The 22,667-nt window shown below is 35.9% G+C and carries 16 protein-coding genes, 1 tRNA gene, 1 pseudogene and 2 riboswitches; of the genes and pseudogenes, 9 read left to right on the top strand and 9 right to left on the bottom strand.

What is annotated here, in order from left to right; translation table 11 throughout:
• Positions 1 to 87: 87 nt before the first annotated feature.
• The 6 genes from ribB to eco all read right to left on the bottom strand — a co-directional run bounded on the left by ribB (position 88) and on the right by eco (position 6,562).
• The gene (gene ribB / locus GQ589_RS09330; RefSeq protein WP_160425791.1) at positions 88 to 726 is read right to left on the bottom strand and encodes a 3,4-dihydroxy-2-butanone-4-phosphate synthase; all 639 of its coding nucleotides are present in this window, start codon (positions 724 to 726) and stop codon (positions 88 to 90) included.
• 179 nt (positions 727 to 905) lie between these two features.
• Positions 906 to 1,082: riboswitch (FMN riboswitch) on the bottom strand.
• Positions 1,083 to 1,190: 108 nt separating this feature from the next.
• Positions 1,191 to 2,192 carry an ABC transporter permease subunit gene (locus tag GQ589_RS09325; RefSeq protein ID WP_202115069.1) on the bottom strand — a complete coding sequence of 334 codons (1,002 nt, stop codon included), beginning with the start codon at positions 2,190 to 2,192 and terminating at the stop codon, positions 1,191 to 1,193.
• Positions 2,193 to 3,104 (bottom strand): ABC transporter permease subunit, encoded by a 912-nt coding sequence (locus GQ589_RS09320; protein WP_160425809.1) that lies wholly within the window; start codon positions 3,102 to 3,104, stop codon positions 2,193 to 2,195. It lies immediately after the preceding gene.
• A gap of 279 nt (positions 3,105 to 3,383) precedes the next feature.
• Positions 3,384 to 4,520 (bottom strand): putrescine ABC transporter ATP-binding subunit PotG, encoded by a 1,137-nt coding sequence (gene potG, locus GQ589_RS09315; RefSeq protein WP_337189504.1) that lies wholly within the window; start codon positions 4,518 to 4,520, stop codon positions 3,384 to 3,386.
• Between the two features lie 101 nt (positions 4,521 to 4,621).
• Positions 4,622 to 5,731, bottom strand: coding sequence for an extracellular solute-binding protein (locus GQ589_RS09310; RefSeq protein WP_160400943.1), 1,110 nt, complete (start codon positions 5,729 to 5,731; stop codon positions 4,622 to 4,624).
• A gap of 336 nt (positions 5,732 to 6,067) precedes the next feature.
• Entirely contained in the window at positions 6,068 to 6,562 is a 495-nt protein-coding gene (gene eco, locus GQ589_RS09305) for a serine protease inhibitor ecotin (protein ID WP_160400931.1), read from the bottom strand.
• Positions 6,563 to 6,666: 104 nt separating this feature from the next.
• Between eco and ydiK the strand changes: the two genes are divergently transcribed.
• Complete coding sequence (ydiK, locus tag GQ589_RS09300) at positions 6,667 to 7,719, top strand: AI-2E family transporter YdiK (RefSeq protein ID WP_160411684.1); 1,053 nt, start codon at positions 6,667 to 6,669, stop codon at positions 7,717 to 7,719.
• A gap of 198 nt (positions 7,720 to 7,917) precedes the next feature.
• On the top strand, positions 7,918 to 9,273 hold the full coding sequence (gene pssA / locus GQ589_RS09295; protein WP_160400933.1) for a CDP-diacylglycerol--serine O-phosphatidyltransferase: 1,356 nt from the start codon (positions 7,918 to 7,920) through the stop codon (positions 9,271 to 9,273).
• Between the two features lie 188 nt (positions 9,274 to 9,461).
• Here pssA and clpB read toward each other — a convergent pair whose 3' ends face one another.
• The gene (clpB, locus tag GQ589_RS09290; protein WP_160425789.1) at positions 9,462 to 12,035 is read right to left on the bottom strand and encodes an ATP-dependent chaperone ClpB; all 2,574 of its coding nucleotides are present in this window, start codon (positions 12,033 to 12,035) and stop codon (positions 9,462 to 9,464) included.
• 282 nt (positions 12,036 to 12,317) lie between these two features.
• A riboswitch (PreQ1 riboswitch) is annotated at positions 12,318 to 12,363 on the top strand.
• Between the two features lie 3 nt (positions 12,364 to 12,366).
• On the opposite strand from clpB, the gene queD reads away from it, so the two are divergent.
• Positions 12,367 to 12,789, top strand: a complete 423-nt coding sequence (gene queD, locus GQ589_RS09285) for a 6-carboxytetrahydropterin synthase QueD (RefSeq protein ID WP_160425787.1) — start codon at positions 12,367 to 12,369, stop codon at positions 12,787 to 12,789.
• A 1-nt stretch (position 12,790) separates the two neighbouring features.
• Positions 12,791 to 13,405, top strand: a complete 615-nt coding sequence (locus GQ589_RS09280; protein ID WP_160425785.1) for a 7-carboxy-7-deazaguanine synthase QueE — start codon at positions 12,791 to 12,793, stop codon at positions 13,403 to 13,405.
• A gap of 217 nt (positions 13,406 to 13,622) precedes the next feature.
• On the opposite strand, the gene dusA is transcribed toward GQ589_RS09280, so the two are convergent.
• A complete protein-coding gene (dusA, locus tag GQ589_RS09275; RefSeq protein ID WP_160425783.1) occupies positions 13,623 to 14,585 on the bottom strand; it encodes a tRNA dihydrouridine(20/20a) synthase DusA in 963 nt (320 codons plus the stop codon).
• A gap of 150 nt (positions 14,586 to 14,735) precedes the next feature.
• Between dusA and GQ589_RS12580 the strand changes: the two are divergent.
• The 3 genes and pseudogenes from GQ589_RS12580 to GQ589_RS09260 all read left to right on the top strand — a co-directional run.
• Positions 14,736 to 15,742, top strand: a pseudogene (locus GQ589_RS12580) (tyrosine-type recombinase/integrase); the annotation flags it as partial.
• 215 nt (positions 15,743 to 15,957) lie between these two features.
• The gene (locus GQ589_RS09265) at positions 15,958 to 17,022 is read left to right on the top strand and encodes an acyltransferase (protein ID WP_160425781.1); all 1,065 of its coding nucleotides are present in this window, start codon (positions 15,958 to 15,960) and stop codon (positions 17,020 to 17,022) included.
• Positions 17,023 to 17,501: 479 nt separating this feature from the next.
• Positions 17,502 to 20,360, top strand: a complete 2,859-nt coding sequence (locus tag GQ589_RS09260; RefSeq protein WP_160425779.1) for a valine--tRNA ligase — start codon at positions 17,502 to 17,504, stop codon at positions 20,358 to 20,360.
• 52 nt (positions 20,361 to 20,412) lie between these two features.
• On the opposite strand, the gene GQ589_RS09255 is transcribed toward GQ589_RS09260, so the two are convergent.
• Positions 20,413 to 21,084, bottom strand: a complete 672-nt coding sequence (locus tag GQ589_RS09255; RefSeq protein ID WP_160425777.1) for an OmpW family protein — start codon at positions 21,082 to 21,084, stop codon at positions 20,413 to 20,415.
• Between the two features lie 224 nt (positions 21,085 to 21,308).
• On the opposite strand from GQ589_RS09255, the gene GQ589_RS09250 reads away from it, so the two are divergent.
• Positions 21,309 to 21,384, top strand: a tRNA-Lys gene (locus GQ589_RS09250).
• Positions 21,385 to 22,014: 630 nt separating this feature from the next.
• On the top strand, positions 22,015 to 22,347 hold the full coding sequence (locus GQ589_RS09245; RefSeq protein WP_160411676.1) for a multidrug efflux SMR transporter: 333 nt from the start codon (positions 22,015 to 22,017) through the stop codon (positions 22,345 to 22,347).
• The last annotated feature ends 320 nt before the right edge of the window (positions 22,348 to 22,667 follow it).

The raw sequence follows: 22,667 nt of genomic DNA, 5'->3' as shown, positions 1-22,667 counted from the left end.
CGTTTTTTGATACTAAATAACTTATCATATTCCATTAAATATTAAGCAGAATATGATTAAGTTAAATGATATTATTATGTAGCTGTATTACATTGAGTTACGATACTCAACAATATCTTCAATTGTTACAACTGGCATATGATATTTTTTAGCAAATTCAACTACTTCAGGAGCTCTTGCCATAGTGCCATCGTCATTAGTTAGCTCACACAACACTGCCGCTGGTTTTAAACCCGCTAATGTTACTAAATCAATCGACGCTTCAGTATGACCACGACGAACTAAAACACCGCCGTCTTTAGCAACTAAAGGAAACACATGCCCCGGATGATTAAGATCACACGGTTTAGCATTATCATTCACCGCAGCCTTAATAGTTGTAACACGATCAGCAGCAGATACCCCTGTTGTTACCCCATTGGCAGCTTCAATCGAAATAGTAAATGCCGTATTATTTTTACTGGTATTATTTGCCACCATCATAGGCAAATGTAACTCATCACAACGTTTTTGTGGCAAACATAAACAAACAATGCCACTACCGTAACGGATCGTCAGCGCCATTTGCTGACTTGTAATGGATTCGGCGGCCCAAATAATATCGCCTTCATTTTCACGATCTTCGTCATCTAAAACTAGTACACCTTGACCGGCTTGAATAGAAGCAATCGCTTTTTTGACACGCTCGATGGGCGTTCCAAACTCATTTAAATTAAACTGATTCATGGTAAATACCTATATTTTTTAACTTGCTCATTTCATTATTTACTTAATCAACTTTAAATAACCATTAACAATGATGCTATTTAGTCATCAACTTAATTAAGTATAAATAAATAAAATACCAGAATCAGGGCTGTGCTTGACTAGCATGGTTTTGCCTTTCAGCAAATATTGGAAAGATAAGCAACTCTCTTTTATCCAGACTTTAACTGTCGGCTTTGGAATTTCACCAAATCTGCTTGACCTTAACCTATCAACACTTGACTGCGCAATAAAACAACTGCCCAGTTAACAAGACAAATTAAGCGCTCGTGGGCTATACCACCGGTGGGGACTTACACCCCGCCCTGAGAATTTTGCCAAAAAAATTGGCAAATCACACTATAATACAAAATGATAAAAAAAACACGGAGATTTTAAAACGAAATATTGCCGCACAGTGCGGCAATAATAGAAAGTGAAGAATATTAATGCATACGGGTTTCACTTATTTTACGTCGTTCAGTTTTACGCATCCATAACCATGAAATAAACCCAATAATTCCAACGATCAATAAAATAATAGTTGCAAGCGCATTAACTTGCGGATCGACCCCTAATTTTACTTTAGAGAAGATCAATTTTGGTAATGTCATTGCGCCAGGTCCTGTTACGAAATTAGCAATCACCACATCATCAAGAGATAAAGTAAAGGCTAATAACCAACCAGAAACTAATGCTGGTGCAATCATTGGTAATGTAATAATAAAAAACACTTTTAATGGATTAGCACCTAAATCTAAAGCGGCTTCCTCAATTGATTTATCAAGCTCACGAAGCCTTGCACTAATGACCACGGTCACATAAGCCATACAGAATGTAGTATGCGCCATCCAAATAGTAATTGCACCACGATCTTTTGGCCATCCAAGAATCTGCCCCATACCAACAAACAAAAGCAACAATGCCAAGCCTGTAATAATATCAGGCATAACAAGTGGTGCTGTTGTCATAAATGAAAACAGATTTGCACCTTTAAATCGTTTAAAGCGAACAATTGCATAAGAAGCAAGTGTACCTAATACGGTTGCAAAAGTCGCTGCACATGCGGCAATGGCTAAGCTTAGACCGACAGCTTTAAATAGTTCCTCATTATGCATTAGCTCAAAGTACCATTTAGTTGAAAATTCAGCCCATACCGTAACTAAACGAGAACTATTAAACGAATAAACAACTAAAATAATCATTGGGATATATAAAAACGAAAATACCACCAATAAAATAAGTCCTTTAAGACATCGAAAAATGAGTGCTAATGTCACAATCACAGTCACAATCAAGCTAAATATTAAACAGTTAACATATAAGCTTATATCGGTAAGTAAACCTAAGCCAGCCGAACTAATTAGTACCGATAGCAGTAACGACCCCAATAGTAATGAGATAAATACAATCAAAGAAGATCGCAAAATAACAGGTAAATCATTCATCTATTTACCCTCCATTTGTCGGCTTTGAAACTTATTGAAATAGTAAATTGGCACAATCAAAATTAACAACATAACTGTCGCAACCGCAGATGCTGCTGGCCAATCAGTATCTCGAGAGAATATAGTCCAAATTTGCGTACCAATCATAATACTTTTAGAGGGTCCTAATAATTCAGGTATCACATATTCACCAACAGCAGGAATAAACACTAGCATCCCCCCCGCAATAATGCCATTTTTGGTGAGTGGCACAATAATTCTGAAAAAGGTTTTAATTGGCTTACAACCTAAGTCCAATGAGGCTTCAATTAACGTCGAATCCACTTTACTTAACGAAGTATAAATTGGTAACACCACAAACGGTAAGTAAGAATACACAATACCGATATAAACCGCCAAATAAGTTTTTATAATCACGAGTGGCTGATCAATAACCCCTAACCACATTAAAAAGTGATTTAACAAACCTTCTTGATTTAAAATACCAATCCACGCATAAACTCGAATTAAAAATGATGTCCAAGACGGTAAAATAATTAACAATAATAAAATGTTACGCGTAGATTGCTTACATTTTGAAATTGCCCATGCTAATGGATAACCAATTAAAATACATAATATGGTTGAAATAGCCGCAATTTTTAATGATTCTAAATAAGACGCAAAATAAATACTGTCATTAACTAAGTCAATATAATAACTAAAGTTCAAAGCAATATTTAGTAATCCATCATCATAACTAAACAAATCAGTATAAGGTGGAATTGCAAAGATCTTCTCAGAAAAACTAATCCTAAAGACAATTAAGAATGGTAATAAAAATAGCAATAGCATCCATAAATAAGGGATGGCAATAACAATTAAACGCCCATAAAGAGTCATCAGATCAGTATCTCGGCTTTGTTGCTTCATCTTTTTATAAGCAAAATAAATTACCACAAGCCCAGCAGGAACAAACAATATACTGCCAGCAATAATCAGCCGATAAGCAAATTTAGATGGCTTATAATTTGCTAAACATAATCCCACACATGACAACAAAAAACTTAATGTCATCGCGGTAAATAGCGCATCTAAAAATAAGTTATCAAATGCTCCTGTTGTCACAAAACGCCAATAAACATTGAGCAACACAAATGCATTTAACAACAATCCTAATACAATGGATCGCATTATGATATCCTCTTTTGTTTATTCAGTAAGCACAACACAGCTATCAACTTCCCAACTTAAGTTAACTATATCACCCCAAGTTGGCATACCTTTACGATAACGATGTTCATTTTGAAGTTGCGCAATAATAATTTGCCCACTTGGTAATTTAACGTGATAAATCGACAGATCCCCAAGGTAAGCGATTTCGACCACTTCACCTGTTGCCACATTATAGCCATCTTCTGGGATTTCATCGCAAAGTTTAATTTTTTCTGGACGTAACGCGACTTGTGTTGGCACGCCTTCAACCGCAGGTGAATCATAATCGACTTTTAATGGACGCTTAATCATAGGACAGCTAATGATCAAACCATCTTCTTGCGTTTCTTGCAAAATACCGTCAAAGACATTTACCGAGCCAATAAATTCGGCACTATAACGGCAATTTGGATGTTCATAAATCTCTTCTGGTTCACCGATTTGTACAAATTGACCTTTATTCATAATAGCAATACGGCCAGCCATAGTCATGGCTTCTTCTTGATCATGTGTCACCATTACACATGTTGCGCCCACTTGTTCTAAAATACTCACCACTTCAAGTTGCATACGATCACGAAGTTGTTTATCTAGCGCACCCATTGGTTCATCAAGCAATAATAATTTTGGACGTTTAGCTAAACTACGAGCTAATGCAACACGTTGTCGTTGACCACCAGACAATTGATGTGGTTTACGTTTACCAAATTGCTCCATATGTACAAGGGCTAACATCTCTTCAACGCGCTGTTTTATTTCAAATGAATTTAATTTATCTTGTTTTAAACCAAAGGCAATATTCTGCTCAACCGTCATGTGAGGAAATAAAGCATACGATTGAAACATCATATTAATTGGACGATCATAAGGCGGAACTTGAGATAAATCCTTACCATCAAGAATAATCTGCCCCGACGTAGGCTGTTCAAAGCCTGCAAGCATTCGTAACAATGTAGATTTACCACTACCTGACGCACCTAATAAAGCAAAAATTTCACCAGTATAGATAGTCAAGTTGACATCATCAACGGCATAATAATCATCGTTAAAAACTTTAGTTAAATTTTTGATCTCCAAAAGTGGAGTTACCATCTTTTTTTTAGGCTGTACCTGATTTGTTGTTTTATTATTCACTCTATTTTCCTCATAACAACAAGCCAAAAAAAACGAGACGGAAAGGCTAAATAACCCATCCGTCTAGAATTAACACTTAAATTCGATATACCCAATATCGACTATTTACCAGTTTTAAGTTTAGTCCATGTACGAGTAATTACGCGCTCAAGTTTAGGATCTTTAACTTGTAAAGTGAATAGTTTTTCCATCACTTCTGGTTTTGGATAAACCGCTGGATCGTTTTTCACATCTGGGTTTACAAATTTGTCATTTGCTTCTTTATTAGCGCTAGCAAAATTCACATCGTTAGTGACTTGCGCGGCAATTTCAGGTTTCATAACAAAATTTAAAAACTCATGTGCTTCGTCAGGATTTTCTGAATCTTTTGGAATAGCGAAGGTATCAAAAAAGACTAATGCGCCCTCTTTTGGAATTTGATAACCAATATGCACACCATTTTTTGCTTCGTTAGCTCTATCGCGTGACTGTAAAATATCGCCAGACCAACCTAAAATGACACAAATATCACCATTTGCCAAATCAGTAATATATTGTGAAGAATGGAAATAACGAATATTTGGTCTCACTTTTTCTAACAATTCATAAGCAGCACCAGTATAATCTTTAACATCGGTACTGTTTGGATTTTTACCTAAATATTGAAGTGCACTTGCAAAGATCTCGGTTGGTGCATCTAAAAATGCCACACCACAATCTTTTAGTTTCTCCATATTTTCAGGCTTGAAGACTAAATCCCAACTATCGACTGGAGCATCTTCACCCAAACGTTCTTTAACTTTATCAATGTTATAACCGATACCTGTTGTCATCCATACATAAGGGATAGCATACTTATTATCAGGATCATGCGTTGCCATCAATTTCATTAAATTTGGATCAAGATTTTTCCAATTTGGTAACTTGCTTTTATCTAACGGTAAATAAACACCTGATTTAATTTGTTTAGCTAAAAAGCTATCAGAAGGAGAAACAACATCAAACCCAGAATGGCCTGCCATCAATTTACCTTCAAGGATTTCGTTTGAATCATACACATCATAAACAAGTTTGATGCCTGTTGATTTTTCAAAATCAGAAATAGTATTAGAACCGATTTGACCTGCCCAATTGTAAAAATGTACAACACGATCTTTAGCAATAGCAGATTGAGATAACGCCAGTGAAACACCAGCCACGATTGAAAGAATTGTTTTACGTTGAGTAAACATGCTCACCACTTCTCCTCTTGTAGGGATATTACATGTTAGACACAAGCCCATTGCAAAGACACAATGGACCCCCAAATTTTGCTATCGACGTCATCACTAATGGATAAATCACCAACATAATAAACGCCCAGCGAAACCGAGGTAATCAGGCAATCACAAGTCATTAATAAAATAAATGAACAAGTAGAGCTAACCTTGCATTACGAGGGATAAAATACCTTTTTTTTTCGAGATGTCTACTTAAAAAATCAAATATTAAAGCTTTCTTAACTGAGTGGTTACGTTTTAACCACTCACAATGGAATAAACAGTTATTTAGCAATTAATTAACCGCTATTATTCGGCTATAGCTTGCATAATTTTACCATTAGGTTGCCAAACGCGGTATTTTACTTGTAAATCATTAGGCACATAAAAAACTAATGGTAAGCTACTGTTATAATTAAACAAACCTAAATTATGATTCATTGTCACAAACTCGCTTTTACTGCTACCTTCAGGACAAGCCATTAATGTTGACAAATTACCAACGGCCTTTTCAACAACATAATAAGAGTAACCCCAGCCTTTAAGCTCTTCTTGCTTAACCACGCCACCTAAATTATGAAAATTGCAATCAACATTCATCTCTTTACCAATAATCACCTCAACTTTAGTGTTGCTCTCATTAGCCATCGCTGGTAAATGGATAGCATAACGTGTAAAACCAACTTGAGCTGCAGGAAATGGTGCCGTATCATTGGCATTTTGTGTTGTCGGTTTTATTTTAGGCGAATTTGCACATGCAGTTAATGCCACACCTAATAATGTTAATAACACTAATTTTTTCATTTTTAAAATCTCCATTAATAAAATTAATTATAAACACCATCATATTAATTTAAATTGATAATGCGTATAATAACGCCATCAAAATTAATAAATATGGTAAAAAAATGCCAGCAGAAAAAAACACAACTGATTTACTTAAGCTAATTCTAAACCTGTTGATCATCGGATTACTAATCATTATTACCTATCGTGTTATTGAAGTTTTCTTATTTGGATTCTTCTGGGCGGTGATGGTAGTTATTGCCACTTGGCCATTAATGATAAAAATTCAAAAAAAATTATTTAACAAACGCTGGCTATCACTACTGGTAATGGCACTAATATTAGCCTTTGTTTGCATTATACCGTTCATATTAATTATTAGCTCGGTAGCACAAAACGGTCACCACCTTATTGAATGGGCAAAAACACTATCTCATCAAAAACTACCAACACTTGACTGGCTAGAAAGCGTACCTGCTTTTGGTCCTGAACTACACCAAAAATGGTTAACATTAATTCAAACAGATGGTTCTGACTTAGTATCAAACATACAACCTTATATTGGCATCATGATAAGCTGGCTACTTGAACAAGTCACCAACATTGGCATATTCATCTTTCATGCAGGTGTGATGATCATTTTTAGCCTATTACTCTATTTAAAAGGCGAAAGCATCACCAAATATGTCTACTTACTTGCTAATCGATTATCAAAACAATATGGCGCAACCACCGTCACATTAGCAGGACAATCTATCCGCGCAGTAGCACTAGGGGTTGTGGTTACAGCTATCACCTTAGCCCTAATTGGCGGATTAAGTTTTGTATTTACTAAAATGCCACTACCCGGCGTACTAACACTCGTCTTATTTATTTGTTGCGTAGCACAAATTGGCCCAGTGGTTGTTATGCTAGGATGCATCTGTTGGCAATTTTGGATGGGCAACACCACCTCGGGTATTATCTTAATTGTTGTTGCAATCATATTGACCACTTTAGATAGTGTAATGCGAGCCTACTTAATCAAAAAAGGCGCTGACTTGCCGTTTTTACTTATATTATTTGGCGTCATTGGTGGATTACTTGGCTTTGGCATAATGGGGTTATTTATTGGTCCTGTGGTGCTAGCACTAACTTATAAAATAATTCAAACATGGGTTGATGAACAATCTTAAACCATTTATTATCACTCACAATAAAGCATAAACAATAGCTAAAGGCGTAAAGTGACACAAACAACAAATAGTCACTTACCCAAAAGTGACTAAGTAAAAATGCATATAAATAAAAAGGAGCGTTATTTTTACTGACTTATTCAGATTTTGTTAGATAAAATCCTAACATAACTAGTCAGTTATAATGATAAACAAATTATGCGAATACCATTTATAAAATACAATCACCAAAAACATCTTGATGAATTAGCCAAAATTCAACAAAATGCAGATCAATACCAAATTATATATAATCCTAAAGCCTATCGACTGGCTTTACTCGAAAGCATAAAACAAGCTCAACATCGTATTTACATAGTTGCACTCTATCTAGAACAAGACGAAGCTGGCAAAGAAATTCTTAACGAACTATACCAAATCAAACAACAACGCCCAAACTTAGATATCAAAATATTTGTTGACTGGCACCGTGCACAACGTGGACGAATTGGCGAAGACAAAGCCCACACCAACGCCAACTATTACTACCAACTAAAGCAACAGCACCCAGAGATCGACATTCCGATTTATGGTGTTCCTGTAAACCGTCGCGAAGTACTTGGTGTATTGCATTTAAAAGGCTTTATTATTGATGATACGGTCATCTACAGTGGCGCAAGCATCAATAACGTCTACTTACACAAGCGTGAAAAATACCGTTACGACCGCTATCACTTTATCACTAATCCGCTATTAGCCGATAGCATGGTGCAATTTATCAACGACCACTTTATGCCGTATCAAGCTATACAGTTACTTAACACTGGCACACACAAAACACGCAAACAAATCAAATCCGAAATCAAAACCTTGCGCCAACACTTAATGGATGCCAACTACCAATATAACGGTAATGCCGACAACGACACCTTATCGGTTGCACCAATAATGGGGCTTGGGCGCAATAACTCGCTCAACAAAATCATTCATCACTTAATCAACATAACCGAACAAAAAATTACTTTTTGCACGCCGTATTTTAATTTACCTAATATCCTAGTACGCGACATTATTCGTCTGCTACGCAAAGGGCGTCAAGTTGAATTAATTATTGGCGATAAAGAAGCCAACGACTTCTACATCCCACCTGACCAACCCTTTAACATATCGGGTGGACTCCCTTATTTATACGAAATCAACTTAAGACACTTTATTGAACGCCTACAAAATTTTATCGATAAAGAACAACTGACCATAAGATTATGGAAAGACGAAGCGCAAACCTATCACCTAAAAGGTATCTGGGTGGATGACAAATGGGTACTCATAACGGGCAACAACCTAAATCCACGAGCATGGCGTCTTGACCTTGAAAACGGCATATTAGTGCATGATCCAAAACAAGAATTAAGTGACAAGTTCAACCAAGAACTGAACACCATCCGTCAAAAAACTACGTTGATAACGCATTTTCAACAAATCCAAGCGAGCCAGTTTTATCCAAGTCAGGTTCATAAGTTGATAAAGCGACTAAGTCGCATCAAGGTGGATAGGATTATTAAGCGGTTATTATAAAGATAGTAGGTAAAAGTGCAGTGGTGGTTGCGGGCGGTTTTTGGTTAAAAGCAGTTAGCAAAAAACTTCAATAAAATCAATACCTTTCCTGACCAACTTTTTTGGTCTGTGGTTTTATTTAGTATTGTTCGCCATTAGTTTGATGGCATAAAAAACCGACCGCTTAGGTCGGTTTGTTGTTTGATGTGTTATTGCTGTTTCGCTTCGATATTGTCGCCGACTAAATCCAGATGGATGGTTTTACCCGGAACTAATTTGCCTGACAATATTTGTTGCGCTAATGGATTTTCGATCTCTTGTTGTATTGCGCGTTTTAGTGGTCTTGCACCATAAATTGGGTCAAAGCCCACTTTGGCAAGATGTTCTAATGCCGCGTCAGAAATATCCATTTGGTAACCACGTTCATCTAAACGTTTTTCAACGTGTGCTAATTGAATTTTGGCAATCGCTTTGATGTTTTCTTGTCCAAGTGGATGGAACACGACGGTTTCATCAATTCGATTGATAAATTCTGGTCTAAAGTGTTTAGTGACAACAGTCATAACCAGCGCTTTCATTTCGTCATAACTTAGTTCTGCTTGACCTTGAATTAAATCAGAACCTAAGTTTGATGTCATGATGATAACCGTGTTACGGAAATCAACGGTACGGCCTTGCCCATCGGTTAAGCGTCCATCGTCTAACACCTGTAGTAAGATATTAAACACATCTGGGTGCGCTTTTTCAACTTCGTCAAGTAAAACGACCGAATAAGGGCGACGTCTTACCGCCTCAGTTAAATACCCCCCTTCTTCATAACCCACATAACCCGGAGGTGCACCAATTAAACGTGCGACTGAGTGCTTTTCCATAAATTCGGACATATCAATTCGCACCATAGCATCTTCGCTGTCAAACATAAAGTTAGCAAGCGATTTGCATAGTTCGGTTTTACCGACACCCGTTGGTCCTAAAAATAGGAATGATCCAATTGGTTTGTTCGGGTCTGACAACCCAGCACGACTACGTCGAATCGCATTAGCAACAGCAACAACGGCTTCTTGTTGCCCAATAACACGTTTGTGTAGCGCATCTTCCATATGTAATAGCTTGTCTTTTTCGCTTTCGAGCATTCTTGAAACAGGAATGCCTGTTGCTTTTGATAACACTTCAGCAATTTCGTTATCGGTGACTTTGTTACGCAATAACTTCATGGTTTTGCCTTCTAACTGCGTTGCCGAGGCGAGTTTTTTTTCAAGCTCTGGTATTTTGCCGTATTGTAATTCGGACATTTTACTGAGATCGCCTGCTCGGCGTGCTTGTTCTATTTCGGTGCGTGCCTTTTCTAACTCGGCTTTAATATTTTGCGTCCCCGAAACAGCGGCCTTTTCAGATTTCCATTCTTCTTCTAACGATGCGTATTCCTTTTCTTTTTCAGTCAGTTCTTCATTTAGCATTTCAAGACGTTTTTTACTGGCATCGTCAGACTCTTTTTTAAGCGCTTGTTGTTCCAATTTAAGTTGGATGATACGTCTTTCAAGGCGATCTAAAGACTCTGGTTTAGAGTCCATTTGCATACGAATGCTTGATGCGGCTTCATCAATAAGGTCTATCGCTTTGTCTGGTAGCATACGATCTGAGATATAACGATGCGACAAAGTTGCCGCCGCCACGATCGCAGGATCGGTAATTTGCACATGATGATGCAATTCGTAGCGTTCTTTTAATCCGCGCAAAATAGCAATCGTATTTTCTACTGTTGGTTCAGCAACGTAGACTTTTTGAAAGCGACGTTCTAACGCTGGATCTTTTTCAATATATTGGCGATATTCGTCAAGTGTAGTTGCCCCAACGCAATGTAATTCACCACGCGCTAACGCTGGTTTTAACATGTTACCTGCATCCATGGCGCCGTCGCTTTTACCTGCACCGACCATGGTGTGAATTTCGTCAATAAATAAAATGATGCGCCCTTCTTCTTTGGCTAAGTCTTTAAGTACCGCTTTTAAGCGTTCTTCAAATTCACCACGGTATTTTGCGCCCGCAATTAATGCGCCCATATCTAATGATAAGACACGTTTGTTACGCAAACCTTCAGGCACTTCGCGGTTAACTATACGTTGTGCAAGCCCCTCAACGATAGCGGTTTTACCTACACCCGGTTCACCAATAAGTACTGGGTTATTTTTGGTGCGGCGTTGTAATACTTGAATGGTACGGCGAATTTCTTCATCACGACCAATTACAGGATCTAACTTGCCTTGCTCTGCACGCTGAGTTAAATCGATGGTGTATTTTTTAAGTGCTCCTCGTTGATCTTCGGCATTAGGATCGTTCACGTTATCGCTTCCCCTTACTTGGTTGACTGCTTGGCTAAATTTGTCTTTATTGACGCCCGATTTTTTTAGGATATCCCCTAAGCTGCCTTTGTCTTCTAAAGCGGCGAGTATAAAGAGTTCTGACGAGATATAGCTATCGCCATTTTTTTGGGATAATTTGTCGCACAAATTCAAGACTCGAATAAATTCTTGTGATGGCAACACTTCGCCCCCAACACCTTGTACTTGTGGGAGTCGGTCAATCGCTTGCGTTAATTCTTGCTGTAAAATAGCTACATTAGCACCCGCTGCATTCAATAATGGCGCAACGCTACTACCATCTTGGTTGAGCATGGCTGATAGGACATGTACAGGCTCAATGTATTGATTGTCTTTACCTAATGCTAGCGATTGCGCATCAGCTAAAGCTTGTTGAAATTTGTTAGTAAGTTTATCTAACCTCATAGTTTATCTCCTGAGCAATAGATTTGGTTAAAATGCTTAACACATTTATACCATTTGCATTGATCACTAAATGAGTGTGGAAGAATAATTTTCAAGAGCAAATTAAGAATATTTTTTACACATTTTGTACAACACATCTTTGCTAGTTTATGCTTAAAAAAGCCAAAATAAAGAGCCTCAATACCCAATAATTGCCAATAAATATCACACTCAATAACATATCAAAGATGACAAATTGCTATTTATCGATTATAGTAGCCGCCTTTTATTTTGTTAGCTTATCTAACCGTGGTTCGTAACCCATCCCACGCAAAAAAACTAGGAATACAACATGTTCAAAATAGCCAAAGAATTTCAATTTGACGCCTGTCATATGTTAGATGGGCATAATAAAAAATGTCATAATCTGCACGGTCATACTTACCGTTTATTAGTCGAAGTCAGCGGTGATCTTATTGATAGCGGTTCAAGCCAAGATATGGTCATGGATTATGCCGATTTAAAGCAAATCGTTAAACAGCATATTGTTGATCCACTCGATCACGCTTACCTTTACAATCAAAATAATCCTAATGAGTGCCGTATTGCATCCTTACTGCAAGAGATGAATCGCAAAATATTTGCCTTTCCTTGCCGAACAACGGCCGAGGGAATGAGTCAATTTATTTTTGATCATCTGTCGCAATATTTGCCTGTTTCGATGATCAAATTATGGGAAACACCCACTTCGTATTGCGAATACCGTCGGAGTTAATATGATTGAGTTTCGTATTGTTGAAATCTTCGAATCTTTACAGGGCGAGGGTTATAATACTGGCATGCCTGCGGTTTTTATCCGTTTTGCTGGGTGCAATTTAAATTGTACTTGGTGCGATACTAATTTTCGTCAGTTTACCCGTTTTACATTAGACGCACTGCTTGCCAAAGTGAGCGGATACAATAGCAAAAACGTTATCATTACCGGCGGCGAGCCGACAATGGTCAAGGCACTACCAGAACTGTTACTACCATTAAAAGAGGCCGGCTATTTTATTGCTATTGAAAGCAATGGGCTTGGTAAGGTCAATCCACTCGTTGATTACATTGCACTTAGCCCTAAGTTTTGCTACCAAGCACGTTACCAAAAAATAGTTCAATCCACCGCTAACGAGGTGCGTATTGTTGCTGAAAATCACCCCGATTTTATCGATTTTTGCCAATATATCGAAACCCAAATCCACGCCAAACGCTATTACCTGTCACCGTGCGAAAAAGATGGCGCGTTTAATATGTTTGAAACCATTGAGCTATTGGGGAAAATCAACAAAGATCGCTTGGATAATAAATGGCTACTTAGTGTACAAAGTCATAAATTTGCCAGTATAGAATAGTAGATTAATATCAGATATTGATATTTAAAGCACGTTATAAATGGTCGGACGACTAACCATAAAACATTTAGCCAAATCAGTAACAGCTATTTTTTCTGATATAAGCACCCGATCTCTTGTCTGCGATAAGGCGTTAATTTTGTTTTTTTATGTATATTCATTACAGTCGTTTCTCAAATTACTGTAAACAACGCGAGGAATTCCTACATATGAATCATTATCGGATGAACGTTAAAGCCTGCTTAACCACTTCTATTCCCACACCTTTTTTATGAGCATTCTCACTCAAATAACGTCGCCATTTTTTTGCGCCTTTGCATCCATTAAATAACCCTAAAGTGTGACGCATAATGTGATTTAGTTGTGCCCCTTGCGTTAATTGTTGCTCAATATAGGGATAAAGCGCTCGAATTGCTGATTTTGGTTCAACTACTGGGGTATTTAACCCAAAAATTTGTGAATCAATTTGGGTTAGTAAAAGCGGATTTTGATAAGCTTCACGACCTACCATCACACCATCAACATGCTGTAAATGATATTTGATTTCATCAATAGTTTTAATACCACCATTAATCGCTATCATCAAATGGGGATAATCTTGTTTGAGTTTATAAACACGGTCATAGTCAAGTGGCGGCACTTCTCGATTTTCTTTTGGACTTAACCCTGATAACCAAGCTTTACGTGCATGCACAATAAACGTACTAGTATAAGGCATTACAGTTTCAATGAAGTGACATAAAAAATCATAACTATCAAAATCATCAATACCAATTCTTGTTTTTACCGTTACAGGAATATCAATCTGGGCTTGCATCTGCTCAACGCAGTCAGCCACTAAATTTGCATTACCCATTAAACAAGCACCAAACATACCATTTTGCACCCGATCTGATGGACAACCTACGTTTAAGTTGATTTCATCATAACCACGTTCTTGCGCTAATTTTGCACATTGTGCCAATGCTTTGGGATCGCTACCGCCCAGTTGTAAACTAACAGGATGTTCTTCATGATTGAAATCTAAATAATCACCTTTTCCAAATAAAATGGCACCAGTTGTCACCATTTCTGTATATAGCAATGTTTGTTTTGTTAGAATTCGGTGAAAATAACGGCAATGTTTATCTGTCCAATCAAGCATAGGAGCGATAGAAAATTTATTTTTTGTTGAATGCATTGATACACCAATTTTTATAGCTGTTTTTACTGATTATTTCAGAAATATTATTTTTGCTTATTTTTACCTATTTTGATATATTTTTTCATCATCAGGATCCCGCACAGGCTCCCACGCTGATAGGACAAAATAATTTAGGGTAAACAATTTATGGTCCATTATATCATAAAGAGACGTATCCGTGCAGACGGAACACCTCGATATCGTTGTACTATTATAATGAAAAAAAGCCAAGATTATTTATCGTAAGTCAGAGACGTTTAGCAAACAACAAATAGCAAAAATATGAGGAACAAATCGGGTATCGAAAATAGATCAACTCGAAATCCAACAAAAAAATTATTTGTTATTCAACATGTTAAAAAGAATAATATTGCAAATGTAAAATTATCTGTTCTAAAAAACTCATCACATAATTGAACACTGCAGGGCTCGAGCAGCATCAGGAACCAAACCAGCTACTATCAACCATGATATAAGCTATATTGGTTCTATTCTTGAAGTTGCGCGACCTATTTATGGAATAAATATTGATAAAACAATTGTAGATGATGCGAGACCTTTATTAATACAGATGAATTTAATCGGAAAAAGCCAACGCAGAGCAAGACGACCAATAAGTGATGAATTAAATCGTATTGTTGAAAAACTACAAGAACGGCAGTCACATAAATATTCAAAAATTCCTTTTGTTGATATTTTGAATTTTTTAATATTGCCATGTACGCAAATAGGTGAAAATATGTTCTCTAAAATGGGATGATGTAGATTATAAATAAAAAGCAGTACTAGTTAGAAACAGAAAAGATCCCAGAAAAAAATAGGAAATCATATGCTTGTACCCTTGCTAGGCGAAGCATGGACTATTTTACAATCACAACCTAAAAACAATGAATTAATATTCCCTTATAATTCAAGATCTGTAACTGTATATTTTCCGCGAATTAGAAATAAACTAGGTATTTGATTCAAGGTACCATGACATGAGGCGAGAAGGCGCTAGCCGATTATTAGAATGGGGTTTTGCAATAGAAGAAGTGGCTCAAGTCACAAGACATAGAAATTTACAAACGCTCTGGAATATTTATATTAGTTTATTCCCAAATTCATTACATGCTAAATTTAACAAATTACAAAAAAAAAGAAAGCTAGCTTTGTTTAGCTCTAATGATGAAATCACTGGCGAATGCTACATTATCAACAGCGACGACGATCACAATTATGTGCTCTATCAAACACTGAAATCACAATATGATATCGCCGATTTTGTGATGCTAGCAGACGCTGTTGAGTATTGTAGGTTGAAGATTGATAGTGTTTTACTAATGCATTAGATGTGTTAAACTTTTAATTTAAATAAGTAGTTTTTATTATGTCAAATTTAGCTATTAATAAAAAATTAATTCCCTCTAGCACCAGAATTGACTCAATTGATTTTATACGTGCAATAAGTTTTTTGATGATTGTTGCGGGGCATTTTGTTGGCGCATTGTCACAACACGGAGTTGATCGTCATTACTTCCATAAATATTATTTGGGTGGAGTTGGAGTTTCTTTTTTTATTATTACTTCAGGTGCTTCACTGTATATTTCAACAAAAAACAAATTTGATTTAAAAGTTTATATAAAAAAGCGAATCGCAAATATTTATCCTTATTTTTGGATTTGTTATGTTTTTGTTGCTGTTTTTTTATTTTTGTCATTCTCAACAGTTTGTCTAGGAAATGACCCTGGTAGACTTTTAATAACATTTTTAGCATTAGATGGATACTTAGGTTCAACTGTTCCAAATACTTATTATTTAATTGGAGAATGGTTCACCGGTTTTATACTTCTTGTATATATATTATTCCCGTTCATTTTTTGGTTAAAAAATAAAAATATTTATATTGCTATCATTGTTATTTCATCTTTGGTTGCCATTCAAAATACGCCTTATGTAGTTGAGCATTTTCTTTTGTGGAATGATGATCCTTTTTGGAACCCTATATCTAGACTACCAGAAATTTTACTAGGTGTACTTATTATTGATCTATTATTATTGAAAAACAAGAAAGCAAATTTCTTTACAGCATTTATAGCGTTACTGTATATCATAATTGTTCTTACATTTATAGAAGAACACTACAGGACATATAATATGTGGGGAATTAGCATGTGGGCAATGACATTTGTCATAATTTGCTGTTTGTATGAAAATATAATAATCCCTAAAGCAGTTAAAAAAATCATATTATTTTTATCAGAATATTCATTCGTGGCATTTTTGCTACACCACCAAATAATATATTATCTGGTATCAAAGATACAGTCTCAGGAATTCAATAGATTTCAGTTTTTTTATTTTTATGTAGTTATAGTTTTACTTTGTTATTTTTTAGCTTATTTAATAAAACCAATTGGAGACAAGCTAAAAAGAAAAATACTAGAACTTTAAACCATATAGCAAACTTAATCTGACAAACACCTATTTATGATTTCTTCCTGAAGCTGGGATTTTAAACTCAGCTCGGCAAACATCTGTTTAAGCTTGCGATTTTATGCATCGAGTTCTTTTAAATGTTTGATATCTGAGCTTTCCATACCACCGTATTTTTCTCGCCATTTATAAAAATTTGAGTTGCCCATACCCTATTTACAGCAAATCGCTTTAACGGGAAGGCCGGCTTCTGCTTCTTTTAATATCGATACGATTTGGTGCTCTGTCATCTTTTTCATGTTTCAATCCTCTTTTACTTTTCTCATAGAGAGTTTTCTACTTTTTTGCTGTGCTGTTTTTTGGGGTATTTACATAAGATCGTTAAAGATAAATTAAATCCACTTAGATTATCGTTGTGCTAATTTATTGTTTTTCTATTTTACTGTAGAATAGAAGTTATTTCTATTATGCCCTAGATCAGGATTGATGCTTTAATTATGAAAAACACAACTTATAATCCACACGAAATTGAGCAACCCATTTATCAACATTGGGAAGAAAGCGGATACTTTAAGCCTAATGGTGACAAATCACAGCCAAGTTATTGTATTGCTATTCCACCACCGAATGTGACGGGTAGTTTACATATGGGACATGCTTTCCAACAAACAATTATGGATGCCTTGATTCGTTATCACCGTATGCAAGGGCATAATACCCTTTGGCAATCAGGAACTGATCATGCTGGTATTGCAACGCAAATGGTGGTAGAGCGTAAAATTGCCGCTGAAGAAAACAAAACCCGCCATGATTATGGTCGAGATGCTTTTATTGACAAGATTTGGCAATGGAAAGCTGAATCCGGCGGTAGCATTACAAAACAGATGCGTCGTTTAGGGGATTCGGTTGATTGGGATCGTGAACGATTCACTATGGATGACGGTTTATCAAACGCCGTAAAAGAAGTTTTTGTTCGACTATATCAAGAAAACCTTATCTATCGCGGCAAACGTTTAGTTAATTGGGATCCTAAATTACGCACGGCGATCTCAGATCTTGAAGTTGAAAATCGAGAAGTTAAAGGCTCAATGTGGCATTTGCGTTATCCATTAGCAGATGGAGCCAAAACAGCCGATGGTAAAGATTATTTAGTTGTTGCAACTACTCGCCCAGAAACCTTATTTGGTGATACAGGGGTTGCAGTTAATCCTGAAGATCCACGCTATAAAGATTTGATTGGTCAATATGTGATATTACCATTTGTTAATCGTCGTATTCCTATTGTTGGTGATGAACATGCTGATATGACAAAAGGGACAGGGTGCGTAAAAATTACGCCAGCTCATGATTTTAATGACTATGAAGTAGGGCGACGTCATCAATTATCGATGATCAATATCTTAACCTTTGATGGCGATATTCGTCAGCAAGCTGAAGTGTTTGATACTAATGGTGAACCAAGCGATGCTTACGAACCAACTATTCCTGCTCAATTCCAAAATCTAGAGCGTTTTGCTGCTCGTAAAGCGGTTGTGGCAGAATGTGAATCACTAGGTATTTTAGAAAAAATTGAACCTCATGATTTAACTGTTCCTTATGGTGATCGTGGTGGTGTTGTTATTGAACCTATGCTAACTGATCAATGGTATGTGCGTGCAAAAGTGCTTGCCGAGCCTGCGATCGATGCTGTAAAAAATGGCGATATCCAATTTGTACCAAAACAGTATGAAAACATGTATTTTTCTTGGATGAATGATATCCAAGATTGGTGTATTTCGCGTCAATTATGGTGGGGACACCGTATTCCTGCTTGGTATGATAAGCAAGGTAATGTTTATGTTGGCCGAGATGAAGCCGAGGTTCGCCGTGAAAATAACCTTGCTGATGATATTGAACTGAAACAAGATGACGACGTGCTTGATACTTGGTTCTCATCAGCGCTTTGGACGTTTTCAACGCTAGGTTGGCCAAGTAATACTGATGATTTAGCCACATTCCACCCAACGAATGTGCTTGTAACTGGTTTTGACATCATTTTCTTCTGGGTTGCCAGAATGATTATGATGACCATGCACTTTATTAAAGATGAACAGGGTAAACCACAAGTTCCTTTTAAAACCGTGTATGTTACAGGCTTAATTCGTGATGAAGAAGGGCAAAAAATGTCAAAATCTAAAGGAAACGTAATTGATCCTTTAGATATGATTGATGGCATCTCTCTGCCTGCATTATTAGAAAAACGTACAGGCAATATGATGCAACCTCAATTGGCTGAAAAAATCGCTAAACGAACTCAAAAGCAGTTTCCTAATGGCATTGAGGCTCATGGTACTGATGCATTGCGCTTTACGTTAGCTGCCTTGGCATCGACAGGGCGAGATATCAATTGGGATCTAAAACGATTAGAAGGTTATCGAAACTTCTGTAACAAACTTTGGAATGCTAGCCGTTATGTGTTAATGAATACAGAAGGACACGATTGCGGATTCAATGGCGGAGATTTAGATTATTCTCTTGCTGATAAATGGGTTTTAGCAGAATTTAACCAAACCGTTAAATCTTATCGTGAAGCATTTGATACCTACCGATTTGATTTAGCTGCAAATATTTTATATGAATTTACTTGGAACCAATTTTGTGACTGGTATTTAGAACTAACCAAATCGATTTTAGCCAATGGCGAACAATCACAGCAACGTGCAGCTCGTCATACATTAGTGACGGTATTAGAGGCGCTATTACGCCTAGCTCATCCAATTATTCCATTTATTACCGAAGAAATTTGGCAAAATGTAAAAGGATTAATGCACATAACTGCTGACACTATTATGTTACAACCAATGCCTGCTTTTGATAAACAACATGTAAATGACGAAGCGGTAGCAGATATTAATTGGATAAAAGATGTGGTAATTGCAGTGCGAAATATTCGTGCAGAAATGAATATTGCACCAAGTAAGCCATTACAATTACTAATTAGAAAGGCCTCACCAACGGTACATCGAATTATTAGTGATAATATCAACTTTATTGAATCACTAGCAAGATTATCCGAAATTGTTTTACTTGATGAAGGTAAAGCAGGACCATTATCTGTCACTAAACTGGTGGATGGTGCTGAATTGCTTATCCCAATGGCTGGATTAATTAATAAAGAAAACGAACTTGCGCGTTTAGAAAAAGAAATTGAGCGAATTAATGGCGAAATTTCTCGTATTGAAAACAAACTATCTAACGCAAGCTTTGTTGATAAAGCACCAGCCGCAGTGGTCGCGAAAGAAAAGGAAAAACAACAAGGTTATATTGACGATAAAGCCAAGTTGCAAGAGCAGTATACCGCGATAAAAAATCTTTAAGTTTTTTAAAATTAAAAACCTCTCACTTGAGAGGTTTTTAATACTGATTAAATTAAAATTTATAACCTACACCAATCATTGCAACCCATGGATCAAGTTTATAATTAACTGTAACTTTAGTATTACCTAAATGTGTCGTTGCTTTGGTTTCAATATCAATATAACGAAGTTGTGCATTGATAAGCCAGTTTTCGTTTAAGTTGTAATCCGCCCCAACTTGTGCAGCAAGTCCCCAAGAACTATCAAGATCTAAGCCATGAAATCCTGCTTTTTTAGCTTCACCACTGAGCTTTTCATCAAAAAAGAAAGTATAGTTAAGACCAAGTCCAACATAAGGTTGGAATTCATAATTAGAATCAAGTGGGTACCAAACCGCGCTTAATGTTGGTGGTAGATGTTTAATTTTACCTAAATGAGTGCCTGCAAGCCCAGTTGAATTGCCACCACCAAGTTTAACTTGATGACTAAATGGAGTAGCTGCCAATAGCTCCACACCAAAATTATCCGTCACCATATATTGAAAATTTAATCCAAGTTGAGTGTCATTATCAGCTTTTGCTTTTAGATCACTTTTTACGCCACCTACTTTAACATGATCACTTTTATCTTTAGGATGAACATAAACGGGACCACCACGAACAATAATTTCATTAGCTGTATGAGCATAAGCCATACAGTTCACTAACCCCATTGATATAAGCATTGCAATAGATGATATTTTCATTTTAGTCTCCAAAATTTAATCATGATTGATGGTTTAATTTATTTTTCGACAACAATTTTTAATTTAAGTAAGGATATTGGTTTTGTAACTATTTTATTTTATCAATATTATAATACTAATTTTGATATTTATGAGATTTATGTCAAAAAATTAACAAATAAAATGAGGTTAATAATTTGCATTATTAGTTAAATTTATATAGAATGATTTGAAAATATTTCAATGGGTTGTTAGCTCAGTCGGTAGAGCAGTTGACTCTTAATCAATTGGTCGCGGGTTCGATCCCCTCACAACCCACCACTTAGCTAGTTCAGACTTTTATCCGCTCGTTAACGAGAAATAAAGACATTAAAATTTTTGATTAAAATAGAGGTGGTTATGTCTCAACAACTAAGTATTGTAGAAATATTTTTTTTTTCGATGCTATTTTTTTGGTGGATATATTTTACTATTTTTGTAATTGGTATAATTATATTATATATATGTAAAAATAGATTTCTTAAATCAGTTGGTTACATATTAGTAATAGTACCAGTAGGTTGTTACCTCGTCTTTGCAGTTAATTATTTATTGTATGTATTGATTGTTTCTAAAACGGTAATCCATGTCTGAGATTAATAATTTGTGTTAGGCTATTTCCACACAAATAAAGGCTCAAAAGTTAAGTGATGATAAGTCAAATTTAAACAGTCTACGCAAAAATTTTTTGGAAAGATAAATCATGAAAATGCTAGACTAGAATAGCTAAAGGATGTCAACTTCGGTTGTTGATTTTTGATAAAGACATGTTGTTTTAATCAATTTGTTGTAAGTGAGTCCCTTTGTAACTAACTTTAAAAATCTTCCTTTGCTAGCGTTAATAGTATCCATTTTATTTTTCTGTCATAATTTTCATGTCAAAATAAAGTAACAAAGATTATAGGCATTAGAATGAACTCATATTTATTACTTTTTTTTGCAATTATTTGTGAAGTTATTGCAACTTCTTCATTGAAACTCTCAAATGGATTTACCAACCTTACTTATTCCATCATTACCATTGTGGGTTATAGTACTTCGTTTTATTTACTCTCATTAGCATTAAAAAACATTCCTGTTGGTATCGCTTATGCTATCTGGTCTGGAATTGGAATAGTGTTAATAAGTTTAATTGCATGGATCTTCTTAAAACAAACTTTGGATCTTGCAGCTTTAGTAGGTATGGGGTTTATTATGTTTGGTGTTGTGATTATTAATTTATTTTCGAAAGTATCTGGACATTGATTAATAAAGCTACCTTCATAGTCAACTTAACGACGCTATCTCAAAATTTAATAATTCTATTTTTTTATATCTGTCATTATAACAACTGAAATAGCTCGTTTTTGTCTTGTAATTGACTTAAAAATATTAATTTAACCAATATTATAATATAGTTTTTTTGTAACTATCCCCTAAAATAGTACATCAAAAAAGTAGAAATTTCTCTATGATAAAAGTAAAAGGGGATTTAATTATGAAAAAATGACTGAACATCAAATCGTCGCTATTTTAAAAGAAGCTGAAGCGGGTATTCCGGTTAAAGAACTGTGCCGTAAATAGGG

It is taken from the genome of Gilliamella sp. Pas-s27 (assembly GCF_009795865.1).
Lineage (GTDB): Bacteria > Pseudomonadota > Gammaproteobacteria > Enterobacterales > Orbaceae > Gilliamella.
This window is presented reverse-complemented; position numbering and strand designations above follow the sequence as displayed.

Coding starts and splice junctions, on each gene's coding strand:
- GQ589_RS09320 (WP_160425809.1), bottom strand. CDS start 3,104: ATGAAGCAACAAAGCCGAGATACTGATCTGATGACTCTTTATGGGCGT.
- eco (WP_160400931.1), bottom strand. CDS start 6,562: ATGAAAAAATTAGTGTTATTAACATTATTAGGTGTGGCATTAACTGCA.
- GQ589_RS09245 (WP_160411676.1), top strand. CDS start 22,015: ATGAACTCATATTTATTACTTTTTTTTGCAATTATTTGTGAAGTTATT.
- clpB (WP_160425789.1), bottom strand. CDS start 12,035: ATGAGGTTAGATAAACTTACTAACAAATTTCAACAAGCTTTAGCTGAT.
- GQ589_RS09265 (WP_160425781.1), top strand. CDS start 15,958: ATGTCAAATTTAGCTATTAATAAAAAATTAATTCCCTCTAGCACCAGA.
- GQ589_RS09325 (WP_202115069.1), bottom strand. CDS start 2,192: ATGAATGATTTACCTGTTATTTTGCGATCTTCTTTGATTGTATTTATC.
- GQ589_RS09260 (WP_160425779.1), top strand. CDS start 17,502: ATGAAAAACACAACTTATAATCCACACGAAATTGAGCAACCCATTTAT.
- GQ589_RS09255 (WP_160425777.1), bottom strand. CDS start 21,084: ATGAAAATATCATCTATTGCAATGCTTATATCAATGGGGTTAGTGAAC.
- ydiK (WP_160411684.1), top strand. CDS start 6,667: ATGCCAGCAGAAAAAAACACAACTGATTTACTTAAGCTAATTCTAAAC.
- queD (WP_160425787.1), top strand. CDS start 12,367: ATGTTCAAAATAGCCAAAGAATTTCAATTTGACGCCTGTCATATGTTA.
- ribB (WP_160425791.1), bottom strand. CDS start 726: ATGAATCAGTTTAATTTAAATGAGTTTGGAACGCCCATCGAGCGTGTC.
- pssA (WP_160400933.1), top strand. CDS start 7,918: ATGCGAATACCATTTATAAAATACAATCACCAAAAACATCTTGATGAA.
- GQ589_RS09280 (WP_160425785.1), top strand. CDS start 12,791: ATGATTGAGTTTCGTATTGTTGAAATCTTCGAATCTTTACAGGGCGAG.
- dusA (WP_160425783.1), bottom strand. CDS start 14,585: ATGCATTCAACAAAAAATAAATTTTCTATCGCTCCTATGCTTGATTGG.
- GQ589_RS09310 (WP_160400943.1), bottom strand. CDS start 5,731: ATGTTTACTCAACGTAAAACAATTCTTTCAATCGTGGCTGGTGTTTCA.